General features: G+C 33.9%; 12 protein-coding genes. 3 read left to right on the top strand and 9 right to left on the bottom strand.

Annotated features, from left to right (window positions below):
* Positions 1-22: 22 nt before the first annotated feature.
* Complete coding sequence (locus BUC03_RS11440) at positions 23-892, bottom strand: glucosaminidase domain-containing protein (RefSeq protein ID WP_073152045.1); 870 nt, start codon at positions 890-892, stop codon at positions 23-25.
* Positions 882-1,802, bottom strand: a complete 921-nt coding sequence (locus tag BUC03_RS11435; protein WP_073152042.1) for a 1-aminocyclopropane-1-carboxylate deaminase/D-cysteine desulfhydrase — start codon at positions 1,800-1,802, stop codon at positions 882-884. Before BUC03_RS11435 ends, BUC03_RS11440 begins: the two co-directional genes overlap by 11 nt.
* Before the next feature lie 97 nt (positions 1,803-1,899).
* On the opposite strand from BUC03_RS11435, the gene BUC03_RS15205 reads away from it, so the two are divergent.
* The 3 genes from BUC03_RS15205 (at position 1,900) to BUC03_RS11425 (ending at position 4,847) form a co-directional block, all read left to right on the top strand.
* A complete protein-coding gene (locus tag BUC03_RS15205; protein ID WP_159432717.1) occupies positions 1,900-2,070 on the top strand; it encodes a C1orf53 family protein in 171 nt (56 codons plus the stop codon).
* Between the two features lie 122 nt (positions 2,071-2,192).
* Positions 2,193-4,175 carry a urocanate hydratase gene (locus BUC03_RS11430; RefSeq protein ID WP_073152039.1) on the top strand — a complete coding sequence of 661 codons (1,983 nt, stop codon included), beginning with the start codon at positions 2,193-2,195 and terminating at the stop codon, positions 4,173-4,175.
* 132 nt (positions 4,176-4,307) lie between these two features.
* On the top strand, positions 4,308-4,847 hold the full coding sequence (locus BUC03_RS11425; RefSeq protein ID WP_073152036.1) for a DUF4136 domain-containing protein: 540 nt from the start codon (positions 4,308-4,310) through the stop codon (positions 4,845-4,847).
* 44 nt (positions 4,848-4,891) lie between these two features.
* Here BUC03_RS11425 and BUC03_RS11420 read toward each other — a convergent pair whose 3' ends face one another.
* From BUC03_RS11420 to BUC03_RS11390, 7 genes are all read right to left on the bottom strand, one after another.
* Complete coding sequence (locus BUC03_RS11420; protein ID WP_073152033.1) at positions 4,892-5,776, bottom strand: PPK2 family polyphosphate kinase; 885 nt, start codon at positions 5,774-5,776, stop codon at positions 4,892-4,894.
* Positions 5,777-5,898: 122 nt separating this feature from the next.
* A complete protein-coding gene (locus tag BUC03_RS11415) occupies positions 5,899-7,275 on the bottom strand; it encodes an MFS transporter (RefSeq protein ID WP_073152030.1) in 1,377 nt (458 codons plus the stop codon).
* A 46-nt stretch (positions 7,276-7,321) separates the two neighbouring features.
* Positions 7,322-8,653 carry a DcaP family trimeric outer membrane transporter gene (locus BUC03_RS11410; protein WP_073152028.1) on the bottom strand — a complete coding sequence of 444 codons (1,332 nt, stop codon included), beginning with the start codon at positions 8,651-8,653 and terminating at the stop codon, positions 7,322-7,324.
* A 276-nt stretch (positions 8,654-8,929) separates the two neighbouring features.
* On the bottom strand, positions 8,930-9,373 hold the full coding sequence (locus BUC03_RS11405) for a ferritin-like domain-containing protein (RefSeq protein ID WP_073152025.1): 444 nt from the start codon (positions 9,371-9,373) through the stop codon (positions 8,930-8,932).
* A 142-nt stretch (positions 9,374-9,515) separates the two neighbouring features.
* Positions 9,516-11,573, bottom strand: a complete 2,058-nt coding sequence (locus tag BUC03_RS11400) for an alpha-ketoacid dehydrogenase subunit alpha/beta (RefSeq protein WP_073152311.1) — start codon at positions 11,571-11,573, stop codon at positions 9,516-9,518.
* A 67-nt stretch (positions 11,574-11,640) separates the two neighbouring features.
* The gene (locus tag BUC03_RS11395) at positions 11,641-12,006 is read right to left on the bottom strand and encodes a four helix bundle protein (protein ID WP_073152022.1); all 366 of its coding nucleotides are present in this window, start codon (positions 12,004-12,006) and stop codon (positions 11,641-11,643) included.
* 37 nt (positions 12,007-12,043) lie between these two features.
* Complete coding sequence (locus BUC03_RS11390; RefSeq protein ID WP_073152019.1) at positions 12,044-13,354, bottom strand: dihydrolipoamide acetyltransferase family protein; 1,311 nt, start codon at positions 13,352-13,354, stop codon at positions 12,044-12,046.
* Positions 13,355-13,409: the final 55 nt, after the last annotated feature.

The raw sequence follows: 13,409 nt of genomic DNA, 5'->3' as shown, positions 1-13,409 counted from the left end.
ATAATTCTCTTTTTATATTTTATTATAAAGACTTTACGTATAGTTTTTGACCTATAGACAAGGTATCACTACTTAAATTATTAAGTTGTTTTAACTCATCTATTGTTAGGTTATATTCTTCTGCAATACTATATAATGTGTCTCCTTTTTTTACCGTATATCTAATACTTGTAAAATCTACTTTTAACTCTTCTCTTTTATTTCCTTTTCTATCTCCATCTCCTAAAACTTCATTATCATATTTATGCAGTTCATATCTTTCTATAATACTAATTAATTTAGCTGGGTATTTAGGATCTGTTGCATAACCTGCAGATTTTAAACCCGATGCCCAAGATTTGTAATCATCTTTATCTAATTCAAAAAGAGAAGCATAACGCCTTCTATCTTTTAAAAACAAAGAATGGTCTCTAAATGAGTATTTTGGATTGTTATATTTTCTGAAACACTCATCTAACGCATCGTCATCGTGATACACCGTTTCACCTTCCCAACCATTACATTTTATACCAAAGTGATTGTTAGATTTTAAGGTAAGTTCTCCTTGCCCCGCACTACTTTCTAAAACCCCTTGTGCTAATGTAATACTTGCAGGAATACCGTAAAGCTTCATTTCTTCTTTAGCGATATCTGAAAAATTATAGATATACCTCTCTACATTATCTTTAAAAACTGGTGTTGCAGATTTTTCTGTTTTTACACTAGTCTCATTAGCTTTGTTATCTTCAACAACTTTTTCTGTTTTTGGTTGCTTTGTATCTTTTGGTTTTACAGGTTTTTCTACAGTTACCTCTCCTGCTCTTTTATTATAAGTATTTACCTTTTTCTTTGAACCACAGGCAGAAAAAATTAGCCCAATAATTACAGTTATTACAATTAATTTAGCCTTCATAAGTTAGTATAGACTTTTTTTTCTTTATCAATTTTTGATTCATTCCTTTTATACCTTGTAATCCTCCTGTATGAATCAATAATATTTTTTTGTTAGTAATTTTTTTTCGTCTAATTAAATCAAAGATACCAAATGCCATTTTACCTGTGTATATAGGGTCTAACGGAATTTGATTTTGCTTATAAAATTCATTTAAAAACTCTACAAGCTCATCATTAACCTTAGCATAACCACCAAAATGATAATCTATTATAAGTTGGTAGTTCTTTTTTTTTGCAAATTTACTTATTTCTTTCTTTAAAAAATCACCTTTTAAAGCAGGAAAACCCCAAACTTCTTGATGATCTGCAGAAGCATTGATTATACCAGATATAGTACCTGCTGTGCCTACTGCGCAACAAATCACATCAAATTGCTCATCTTTCTTGGTGAGTATTTCTTCACAACCTATAACTGCTAAGTGATTTGTCCCTCCTTCTGGTATAATATAACTATTTATATATTCATTTTGTAATTGTTCTAAAAATAGGCTGTCATCTTTTTTTCTATATGCTTCTCTAGAAATAAACTTAAAACGCATTCCCATTTGTTGAGCAAACCTTAAAGTATCGTTTCCTTTTAAAGTTTTTACTAGATCTTCACCTAGCTCTTCTCCTCTTATAATCCCTACACTTTGCAGCCCTTTTTCATGACAAGCAGCTGCGGTAGCTGCAATATGGTTAGAAAATGCTCCTCCAAACGTCACTATAGTTTTAGCTTTTAATTGCTCTGCTGCTTCTAAATTATACTTTAGTTTTCTAAATTTATTACCAGACACAAACGGATGTAGCAAATCTTCTCTCTTAATAAAAATCTCTACACTAGAATCTTTAATTGGATTCTCAATTTTTTCAATTCTACTACTTAGCATGTTGTTACAGTTGAAAGGCAAAATTAGGATTTATACAAATTGAAAGGCTATTTTATTTTAAAATTTCCAATATATAATCCTTATTTTTGAGAATTATATGAAAAAACGCATTCCTATAGAAGAAGGTGATTATTATCTAACTCCAGAAGGCTATCGTTGCTTTACTGAGCAATACCATTTAAAAAGAGGTTATTGCTGCAAAAGTGGATGCCGACACTGCCCTTATGGTTACGATAAAAAAACCGATAGTTTTAAAAATGACCAATGAAGCATTTAGTATTATTTTTTAAAATCGCCATAGTTACTAGTCGGCATCGGGTTGACATAAGATACCCTTAGTCTATTAAATTTTAATCTAAAATTTAATTACAAACTAAAACAAAAAACAAAATGTTAGACTTTAAACAGACGATACTACAAGGAATACCTAACGAGTTACCTCCCAAAAAAGAATACGATACCACTATAAATCACGCTCCCAAAAGAAAGGAAATTTTATCTGAAGACGATAAAAAATTAGCGCTGCAAAATGCATTACGTTATTTTGAACCTCAACACCACGCTACATTACTTCCTGAATTTAAAGAAGAATTAAATAACTACGGAAGAATTTACATGTACCGTTTTCGTCCAGATTATAAAATGTATGCGCGACCAATAGAAGAATATCCTGGTAAATCTCAACAAGCCAAAGCCATTATGTTAATGATTCAGAATAATCTGGATTATGCAGTGGCCCAACATCCGCATGAATTAATTACTTACGGCGGTAACGGAGCAGTTTTCCAAAACTGGGCGCAGTATTTATTAACTTTGAAGTATTTAGCAGAGATGACCGATGAGCAGACGCTTGCCATGTATAGCGGCCACCCAATGGGTTTATTTCCGTCTCATAAAGATGCTCCACGAGTTGTAGTAACTAACGGTATGATGATCCCAAATTACTCTCAACCTGACGATTGGGAAAAGTTTAATGCTCTTGGCGTTACTCAATACGGACAAATGACTGCGGGTAGCTATATGTATATCGGTCCGCAAGGTATTGTTCACGGGACTACCATTACTGTACTTAACGGATTTAGAAAAATTAAAAAAGAACCTAAAGGCGGTCTTTTTGTTACCTCTGGTTTAGGCGGTATGAGTGGAGCGCAACCAAAAGCTGGCGACATAGCAGGTTGTGTAACAGTTTGTGCAGAAGTAAATTTAAAAGCAACAAAAACTCGCCATTCTCAAGGTTGGGTAAAAGAAGTAATTAAAGATGTAAATCAATTAGTTACTCGTGTTAGAAAAGCACAGGAAGATAAAGAAACTATTTCTATCGCTTATGCTGGAAATATTGTCGACGTTTGGGAAAAGTTTGATGAAGAAAATCTGCATATCGACTTAGGAAGCGATCAAACCTCATTACACAACCCTTGGGCAGGGGGTTATTATCCAGTTGGTCTTTCTTATGAAGAAGCTAACGAGATGATGGCTAACAATCCCGAGCAGTTTAAAAAAGAAGTGCAGCGTAGTCTAAAACGACAAGCAGATGCAATTAATAAACATACTGCTAAAGGAACTTACTTTTTTGACTACGGAAATGCTTTCTTGCTAGAAGCCTCTCGCGCCGGAGCAGATATTATGAGTGAAGACGGCAAAAACTTTAAGTACCCAAGTTACGTACAAGACATTATGGGGCCAATGTGTTTTGATTATGGTTTTGGACCGTTTAGATGGGTGTGCGCTTCTGGGAAAGCTGAAGATTTACTGAAAACCGATGAAATTGCAACTTCGGTTCTTGAAGAATTGAAAAAAGAAGCACCGGAAGAAATACAGCAGCAAATGCAAGATAATATTACTTGGATTAAAGGTGCGCAAGAAAACAAACTCGTGGTTGGTTCTCAAGCACGAATTTTATATGCAGATGCTGAAGGAAGAATAGAAATTGCCAAGGCTTTTAACGAAGCTATTGAAGCTGGTAAGATTGGCCCGGTAGTATTAGGTAGAGATCATCATGATGTATCGGGTACAGATTCTCCTTACCGTGAAACTTCTAATATTTATGATGGTAGTCGTTTTACTGCAGATATGGCTATACAAAATGTTATTGGTGATAGTTTTAGAGGCGCAACTTGGGTAAGTATTCACAATGGCGGCGGTGTTGGCTGGGGAGAAGTTATTAATGGTGGTTTTGGTATGCTTCTTGATGGTAGTAAAGAAGCAGCAAGGCGCTTAGAGTCAATGCTTTTTTGGGATGTAAACAACGGAATTTCTAGAAGATCTTGGGCAAGAAATGATGAAGCTATTTTTGCTATTAAAAGAGCGATGGAAAAAGAGCCTAATTTGAAAGTTACTCTGCCTAATAAAGTAGACCCAAATTTGCTGAGTTAACCCGCGTTAGGGATGGAGCGATTTGTTGGAGCTCTTTTTATTTTGTCATTTCGAGCGGAGTCGAGAAATTATAACAAAATAAAAAAGCGACTCGCGAGAGCCCGCCCGAACGCCCTAATACAATTTTATATGATGAAGTTAAAAAACTTTTTTGCACCATTAGCATTTTTATTAGTGCTTAGTTCGTGTAGCTCTGTAAAAGTGGCTACAGATTATGACCGAGAAGTAGATTTTAATCAGTACAAAAGTTTTGCTTTTTATAAACCTGGTATTGATAAAGCAGATGTGTCTGACCTAGATAAAAAGCGAATTTTAAGAGCTATTGAGGCAGAATTAACTGCTAAAGGTTTTTCTAAAATGGCAAATCCAGATTTGTTGGTTAGTATTTTTACGAAGACGAAAGAGAATGTAAATGTTTACCAGAATAATTTTGGTTACGGTTATGGTTGGGGATGGAATCCTTGGTATTGGGGTAATGGGTATAATACGGTTTCTAGAACCACAGAAGGTACTTTATATATAGATTTAATTGATGCTAAATCTATGGAATTGGTTTGGCAAGGTATGGGTACTGGTGCGCTAACAATGGATATGAATGATAAAATTGAACGCATTAATGAAATTGTAAAAGAGATTATTGCTCGATATCCGCCGGGAAGCTATAAGAAATAATTAAAAAAAAATCCTCTTCTGTTGAAGAGGATTTTTTTTTGATTTTAACTAATTTCTTTAATTAGCTGTTCTTTGTACTGCTCTATATTAGCTTTTGTTTTTTCATCTAACTCTGGTTCTTGCACATCTTTAAGTTTGGTTAATTCTTCTAAAAGAATTTCTGTTAAAATTAAGCGGCTTTCCTTTTTGTTATCTGAGGGTACAATGTACCACGGTGCTTTTTCTGTAGAGGTTTTACTAATGGCTTCTGCGTAACATTCTTGGTAATTTTCCCATAAAGCACGTTCTTTTAAGTCTCCTGCAGAAAATTTCCAGTTTTTACTAGGTTTTTCTAGTCGTCTTAATAGTCTTTTCCCTTGTTCTTTTTTAGATATGTGAAGAAAAAATTTAAAAATTTTGGTTCCGTTATCCGAAATATCTTTTTCAAAATTATTTATTTCGTTATAACGCTGCTCCCAAAATTCTTCTGTAATATCACTTACGCTATTTATATGCGGTAAATTTTCTGAAAGAATATATTCTGGATGCACTTTTGTTACCAGTACATTTTCGTAATGCGTACGATTGAACACTCCAAATTTTCCTCGTTCTGGTAGAGCTATGTAATGCCTCCAAAGGTAATTATGGCTTAATTCTTTTTTTGATGGTGTTTTAAAACTGTGCACCACTACTCCTCTTGCGTTTAAATCTTTAAAAACCTCTCTTATTAAGCTATCTTTTCCTGCAGTATCCATACCCTGTATGCAAATAAGAACCGCATATTTACCATGAGCGTACATGGTGTTTTGAAAATCTGCCAGTTGCACTCTCTTTTTTTCTAGTTTTTTCTCTAACTTTTTATCAGATAATTGAAAATCTGCTTCGGTTTTAAATTGAGCTAAATCTATAGAACCCTTAGCTTGGTATGCACTACTTTTTATTTTTGTCATAATTAAAAGAAATAGGAAGGTTAATTATTTCTTTTAAAATACAGTAATTATCTAGAAATAAAAAAATCTGCTAATAAATAATAATTAGCAGATTTTATATGATGTTTACTTTTGCTTTATTTCTATTCTATATCTTCTGTAAGATCTCTTTTATAAGTTTCTGGTACAAAGAAAGCATTTACAATAATTGCAATTACTACAATACCCACAGGATAAATTAAACCTATATATGGTGCCATTACTGCGCTTACCACAAAAGATGATTTTATAAGCTCGGTTACAAAAGTAGTTGCACCACCAACTAAACCATTACCTGTATTTTGAGCAAAGCCCATACTGGTATAACGAATTTTAGTAGGAAATAACTCTAACATAAATGCACCTAAAGGTCCGTAAGTTGCTGCTCCTGCTACAGATAACATAAAACTAACCCCTATTAGCTGCATGGTTGCAGTAGTACTAATTTCATGAATTTCATTTAAACCATCTGGATTTCCTATTTGAATAAATAAGTAAAATGATAATGGAATAAGTATTAAGCTGGCTATTAACCCACCTAAAAGAACTGGCTTTCTCCCTAACCTGTCACTTATGGCTCCAAAATATTGATAAAAATAAGCGCTACAAAAAGTTACAATAGTAGTAATTAATAAAACAGTAGTTTCTGGTAACAGAACTGTTCTTTGTAAGAAAAATAGAGTGACAAACAAACTGGTTTGCATTACTGTACTTTGTGCTGCGTTACCTCCAAAAATTGCTTTAAAAATTAAAGCAATATTACCTTTTGCTTTAAAGGCATCTTTAATTGGAGATTTGCTGGTTTTTCCTTTGCTTTTTAACTCTTCAAAAACAGGACTTTCATGTAATTTTTTTCTAGCAAAATAACTCAATATTACTAAAACTGAACTTAGTAAAAAGGGAATTCTCCAACCGTAACTAACAAAATCTTCTGCACTCATAGAGCTTCTTACAATATACACTACCAACAAACAAATTAGTAAACCAATAGGTACCGTTGCTTGAATAAAACCAGTATAAAAACCACGTTTTTCTTTTGGTGCGTGTTCTGCTACATAAATTACAGCACCAGCATACTCGCCACTAATTGCAAGACCTTGTAATAACCTAAACACTAATAATAGTATAGGCGCTGCCCAACCAATGGTGGCAAAGTTTGGAATACACCCTATTAAAAAGGTTGAAGCTCCCATAATTATTAAAGAAAGTAAAAATGAATATTTTCTACCTACTCTATCTCCTATACTTCCAAACAAAAGAGAACCAATTGGTCTAATCATAAAAGAAGAAGCAACCACCGCTAAAGTTTCTAAAAAGTGAGAACCATCTGCCTGAAAAAAGTTGACAGATAAGGTACTTGCCATAATGATAGCCAAAAACATATCGTACCATTCAATTAAAGTTCCTGCAGAAGAAGCTATAATTACGGTTAAAATATCGTTCTTCTTTTGGGGCTGTATTTCTGTAGTATTTGTATTCATAAAAATTGGTTTTTTAAAGGTTAATAACTAAATCGTTTTCGTTTTTTTAGAAAGTAAAAAATGTAGCTAGATGCACGCGATAATTGGTAGCGGTAATCTCATTACCAACACCAGTAGCATCTATTTGCGCATCTGCCCATTCTGCGGCAGTTCGTTCTACTTCAAATCTAAATTTGAAAGATTTATTCAGGTTAAAATCTATTCTAGGCACTACTCTATACAAATGATTTATGGTTCTGTCTCCTTCTGTAGCAGAAACTGCACCCCAAGCAGAAGTTACTCCGTAAGTAGTTGCTATTGCTCCTTCTACCGGATTGCTTACTCCAGCATTTTTTACGCCTCCTAGATATAGACCTAAAGCTATTTTTTTAGTAGTTAATTGCTGAAAATCTATCCATGCACTTCGAGTATTCATCGTTTCAAAAACATCTACCTCACCAGGTCTAGAATAGCCTACATAACCACCCAACATTACTAATGACGCTGCATTTTGAGCCAACATTACGGCAGAACTAATTTTTAATGGTTTTGTTTTTAATGACGCATAAGCCATCGTGGTAAAGCTATGTACTCGCTCATTAGAAGCCAATAGAATTTCTCCTGAAGTAGTAGAAAGTTGAGGACGTAAATTTTCATACTGCTGAGCTATACCTGCTACAAACTTTTCAGATTTATACTGAAATTGCAAATGCATAGAAGGCATACTTGCATTACGATAAGCAGTATTATCTGGTGTAAAATCTCGCTGAGAAATAGCTGCTGCCATTACTTTAAATTTAGAATTTAGCTTCTGCGTAAGTCTAACTTGCGGATTCCTATTTAAGGCAAATATGGGTGAGCCTGTACTATAATTTACCACATTTGGTAAACATTCTAAAACTACCATTGGGTGCCAAAACTGACCAATACCTAGTTGTGTGTTCTCCCAATCTAATGTAACGTATGCGTGCCTTACTCTAAATTGATTAATCCCAGCCTCGCTAGAACCAAAAAACTCGCCTTCTAAAATTCCAGAAGTTTTAGCATTTAAAACATCTGGACCTTTTAATTTAATTCCTGCTCTAGATAAAACAGAAAGCATATGAAATTGAGAAGCTGCATTAATATCTTCGCCATTTACATCTTTTACCTCATCTGCAGGGTAAAGAGGCACTATATTTTCTCCAGCGCCTATTACTTGTCTTGAATCAAAAAAAGCATCATGCCTTATAAAACCATAAAAATCTACAGTCACATTTTTATTTGCTGGAACTTCTACTTTTTCTGCAAGGGTAAGTGAATCTGACTGTTTTTGTTTAGGAAAATTTTGCTGAGCAAAGGCTTTAGAAAACACCGATGAAGCAAAAATCGTTAGAATTAATAAATATTTTTTTTTCATAAGTTATAGTTTATTTGATAGTAAAATACCTTCATAAATTTACTAACAAACGTTAGTTAGAGTATCAAATATAATATTTAGAAACATACAAAAGTGATAATTCTATATTTTTTTGTAAAAAATTTTATTATATAATCATTTTTCGAGGTAAATAAATTCTGATATAATATTTTTAATAGAAAAAATATACCGCCATTAATGCTCAAAATAACTCATGAAAAAAGCCGTCAAATTTGTATTTGACGGCCTATAATTAAATTAGTCTGTTCTTCTTTATTAAGAAATAATTTCAAAATTTTTGGCGCTTTGCTGAGCCTTGGCAATTTTATTTCTTTGCCTATTTAATATGCTTGTAGTTGTTGGTGGCAAATCTTTTTTTAAGATATCATCGTATTCATTAATGGCTGCTTGTTCACCGCGTTGCACTTCTTCCATTACTTTTTCGTTACTATCTGAAGATACTGCGGCTTTTAAATCCATCCAACTTCTGTGAAGTGCTCCTTTTACACTTCCTCCTTTATCTGGCTCTTCTCCAAAGTTTCTAATTTCATCTTTCAACTCATGTCCAAAATCATAACGATCTTGCGCTTGTTGCTCGAGAAAATCTTTCATTGTAGAGTTTTCTACTCTTTCTGCCGCATCTTTATATCCTTTTTCTGCGTCATAGTTTTTCTCTAGTAATTCATTTAAACTTTTTGATACTTCTTCTGTAAATTTCATAACTTTTTTATTTTAAAGATAGAAACTTATGCAATTGTAACTAAACAGATTAACGAAGCTTAACAACGATTTTAATGAAGATTAACGAAAAACAAAAAGCTCTTAAAAATTTTAAGAGCTTTTATGAGAATTATATATATTATTAATAACTGAAGAGTTCTTCTATCTTCTTTTTTACTTTTTCTGTTGAAGGAATCATCGTTTGCTCTAAGGTGGAGTTTAACGGAATTGCCGGCATATTTTCTGAACCTATTGTCATTACTGGAGCGTCTAAATACTTAAAGCATTCTTCTTGTATCTTTCCTGAAAGTGCTCTTGCAAAGGTATTGTTAGATGGCTCTTCTGTAACTACTAAACATTTTCCTGTTTTTTTAACCGATTTCATTACCGTTGCTTCATCTAGCGGAGCAAGCGTTCTAAGATCTATTATTTCAATCTGATCTTGCATACCTAATTCTTCGGAAGCATTCATTGCCCAATGCACACCCATACCATAAGTAACAATAGATATGGTTTCTTTTTCTTCTTGCTTCCAGATTTCTTGTAACACCCAAGCTTTACCAAAAGGCAATACATAGTCTTCTGCTGGCTCTACAGAGGTTGCTCCGCTTGTACCAGGAACTTTACTCCAATATAAACCTTTATGCTCAAAAATTACTACAGGATTTGGGTCTAAATAAGCTGCTTTCATTAACCCTTTTAAATCTGCTCCGTTACTTGGATAAGCAATTTTTAGTCCGCGAATATTACTTACTACACTTTCTACAGAGGAAGAATGGTAAGGACCACCACTACCGTACGCCCCAATTGGCACACGTAACACCATAGAAACCGGCCATTTACCATTACTCAAATAACAGCTTCTACTTACTTCTGTAAATAACTGATTAAGTCCTGGCCAGATATAATCTGCAAACTGTACCTCTACAATTGGTTTTAAGCCAACCGCAGACATACCAACGGTAGAACCTACGATAAATGCTTCTTGAATAGGTGTATTAAATACTCGGTTATCTCCAAATTTTTGCGCTAGAGTTGCTGCTTCTCTAAAAACACCTCCTAATCGACCACCTACATCTTGCCCGTAGAGCAAGCTGGTTTTATCGTTACGCATAATTTCTTCAATAGCATGTAATGCACAATCTACCATTACTACTTTTTCTGCATTTGCAGGAGTACGTTCTCCTACCTCTTCTGTAACAGGTGTTGGAGCAAAATCGTGTGTAAATAAATCTGCTGGTGTGGGATTTTCTGCTTTTTGAGCTTCTATAAAATCTTCTTTTACTTTTACTCTTGCTAAAACTTCAATTGCTTCGATTTCGTCTTCTGTAAATCCGTTTTCTGCAAGTTGTTGTTTCATTTTAGGATACGGATCTCTAGATCTAGCTTCCTCTAAATCATCTCTGTACCATTCCATTCTTACTCCAGAAGTATGGTGATTTAATAAAGGTACTTTAGCGTGTACTAAAATTGGTCTACGTTCTTCGCGTATAGTTTTAATAGCTTTATTAAGCGTAGTATAGCTTTCTATAAAATCTGTACCATCTATAGTAATAGCTTCTAATCCATTAAAACCACGAGCATACTCATAAGCACTTTGCGCTCTTGTTTCTGCTTCATTTGCAGAAATATCCCAACCATTATCTTGTACCAAATATAAAATTGGAAGTTGCTTTAACGCTGCCATTTGAAAGGCTTCAGAAATTTCTCCTTCCGTCACACAGGCATCTCCTAAAGAACAAACTACTATTGGCTTTTCTGGGGAGGCTGAATTATGACTAATATCTTCATTTTCTTTATACCACATACCCATTGCTACTCCCGTTGCAGGAATAGCTTGCATACCTGTTGCAGAACTTTGATGCGGTATTTTTGGTTTATCTTCGTCTTTTAAACTTGGGTGAGAATAATAACTTCTTCCGCCAGAAAAAGGATCGTCTTTTTTAGCCAATAATTGCAACATTAAATCTTTTGGCTCCATCCCAATTGCTAATAAAATAGAATCGTCTCTATAATACGGAAATGCATAATCTTGCGGTAACAATTGCATTCCTACTGCAGTTTGTATTACTTCGTGACCTCTAGAAGTGGCGTGCACGTATTTAGAAACTGTTTTAAAATTATCTTCATACAATTCTGTTAACGCCTTTGCTTTACACAGGTTAGAAAAAGCCTTTTTAAATATATCTTTGTTTATCATTGAATCTTTATTGGAGGCAGGAAACATGATTTTTTGAAACAGGATGCTTACTGCACTAAATTAATAATTAGTTATTCACATCTAGTGAATCGATGAAATTTGAAATTTTACTTTGTAACTTTTGAACTTTCTTTTCAAGATTTTGAAAATTATCTTCTGAAATAAAATTTTGTCGAAAACAAACATTTAATTGAGTTTCCCACTCAAATGCTGAACCTAAACTGTCATCTAAATATTTTATAAAATGTTTATTTGTTCGTTTACTAGAGCCTTCAGAAATATTTGATGCAATTGATACTGAAGAGCGATTCATTTGTGTTTGCAAACCAAACTTTTCATAATCAGGCAATTTTGAAGTTAACAGATAATTTTCATCTATTAAATCCATAGCTTCAATCCAGATTTGCAATTTTTTAAAGTTATGTCTTCTCATCAAAAACCTTATTTATCTTGTTTCAAAATATCTTGTCTCAATAAGTCCTATTCATATCAAAATCTTCAAAATAATCTGCTACGCGACGAAGAAAGCTTCCGCCTAGAAAACCATCTACAACTCTATGATCAAAAGATAATGACAGGTACATCATTTGTCTAATTTCAATTTTATCTCCGTCTTCATACTCCATCACTTCTGCACGTTTTTTTATAATTCCTGTAGCAAGAATAGCTACTTCTGGCTGATTAATAATAGGCGTACCCATTATGCTACCAAACGTACCTACGTTAGATATGGTAAAAGAGCTTCCGCTAGTTTCATCGTGCTTTAACTTGTTGTTTCTTGCTTTTTCTGCCAAACTATTTACCTCTGCAGCAATGGTTGGAAGATCTTTTTGATCTGCATTTTTTACTACTGGTACAATTAAATTTCCGCTAGGTAAAGCGGTTGCCATACCAATATTAATTTGATCTTTTACAATGATGTTTTTACCATCAACAGAAACATTAATCATTGGGAAATCTTTTACCGCCTTGGCTACTGCTTCTACAAAAAGCGGGGTAAAAGTTAATCGTTGCCCATATTTTTCTTGAAAAGCATTTTTGTTAGCATTACGCCAATTTACCATTTCTGTTAAATCTGCTTCTACATATGCTGTTACGTGCGGAGAAGTATGTTTGGAGTACACCATGTGATCTGCAATCATTTGGCGCATACGATCCATCTCTACAATTCTACCTTTTCCTTTATCTAATTTTAAGTCTGGTACTTGAAAGCCAGAAGGTTCTGGTATTGATTGTGCAAACTGTGCAGGGCGACCCTCTTCTATGTATTTAAAAATATCACTTTTTCTTAGTCGGCCTTCATTTCCTGTAGCAGGTATTCTTGCTAATTCTTCAAAACTAATATGATGTTCTTTTGCTATACTTACTACTAAAGGTGAAAAAAAGGTATTTTGATTTTCGTTTAGGGTATAACTTTTTGAAGTTGATTTTTGTGCCGCAGAGGTTTTTACCTTCGGAAGAGTTACTTTTTCTTTTTTTGAATCAACTTTTGAAGAAGCTTTTTCTTCCGCAGGTTTTGTAACACTAGCAGATTGATTTTCTGAAGCTTCCATAGTTGCCATTACTTGACCAACTTGCACTACTTCATTGGCTTGTACCATAAGTTTGGTGATTTTACCAGAAGCTGGTGCAGGTACTTCAGAATCTACTTTATCTGTAGCTACTTCTAAAATAACTTGGTCTTGCGTAACCTCATCACCTTCATTCACCAACCAATTAATAATGGTGGCTTCTGAAATACTTTCTCCCATTCGGGGCAATTTTATTTCTAAAGTAGACATATTTAAATTTTTATTACTAACAGAACGAATATAACACTTACACTATCAAATCTAT

It is taken from the genome of Mesonia phycicola, assembly GCF_900141885.1.
GTDB classification, from domain to species: Bacteria; Bacteroidota; Bacteroidia; order Flavobacteriales; family Flavobacteriaceae; genus Mesonia; species Mesonia phycicola.
Note: the sequence above shows the minus strand (reverse complement) of the source record. Positions and strands in the feature narration are given on the sequence as shown.

Bases quoted from the DNA above. Each gene is read 5' to 3' on its own strand.
- BUC03_RS11440 (WP_073152045.1), bottom strand. From the start codon at position 892: ATGAAGGCTAAATTAATTGTAATAACTGTAATTATTGGGCTAATTTTT.
- BUC03_RS11435 (WP_073152042.1), bottom strand. From the start codon at position 1,802: ATGCTAAGTAGTAGAATTGAAAAAATTGAGAATCCAATTAAAGATTCT.
- BUC03_RS15205 (WP_159432717.1), top strand. From the start codon at position 1,900: ATGAAAAAACGCATTCCTATAGAAGAAGGTGATTATTATCTAACTCCA.
- BUC03_RS11430 (WP_073152039.1), top strand. From the start codon at position 2,193: ATGTTAGACTTTAAACAGACGATACTACAAGGAATACCTAACGAGTTA.
- BUC03_RS11425 (WP_073152036.1), top strand. From the start codon at position 4,308: ATGAAGTTAAAAAACTTTTTTGCACCATTAGCATTTTTATTAGTGCTT.
- BUC03_RS11420 (WP_073152033.1), bottom strand. From the start codon at position 5,776: ATGACAAAAATAAAAAGTAGTGCATACCAAGCTAAGGGTTCTATAGAT.
- BUC03_RS11415 (WP_073152030.1), bottom strand. From the start codon at position 7,275: ATGAATACAAATACTACAGAAATACAGCCCCAAAAGAAGAACGATATT.
- BUC03_RS11410 (WP_073152028.1), bottom strand. From the start codon at position 8,653: ATGAAAAAAAAATATTTATTAATTCTAACGATTTTTGCTTCATCGGTG.
- BUC03_RS11405 (WP_073152025.1), bottom strand. From the start codon at position 9,373: ATGAAATTTACAGAAGAAGTATCAAAAAGTTTAAATGAATTACTAGAG.
- BUC03_RS11400 (WP_073152311.1), bottom strand. From the start codon at position 11,573: ATGATAAACAAAGATATATTTAAAAAGGCTTTTTCTAACCTGTGTAAA.
- BUC03_RS11395 (WP_073152022.1), bottom strand. From the start codon at position 12,006: ATGAGAAGACATAACTTTAAAAAATTGCAAATCTGGATTGAAGCTATG.
- BUC03_RS11390 (WP_073152019.1), bottom strand. From the start codon at position 13,354: ATGTCTACTTTAGAAATAAAATTGCCCCGAATGGGAGAAAGTATTTCA.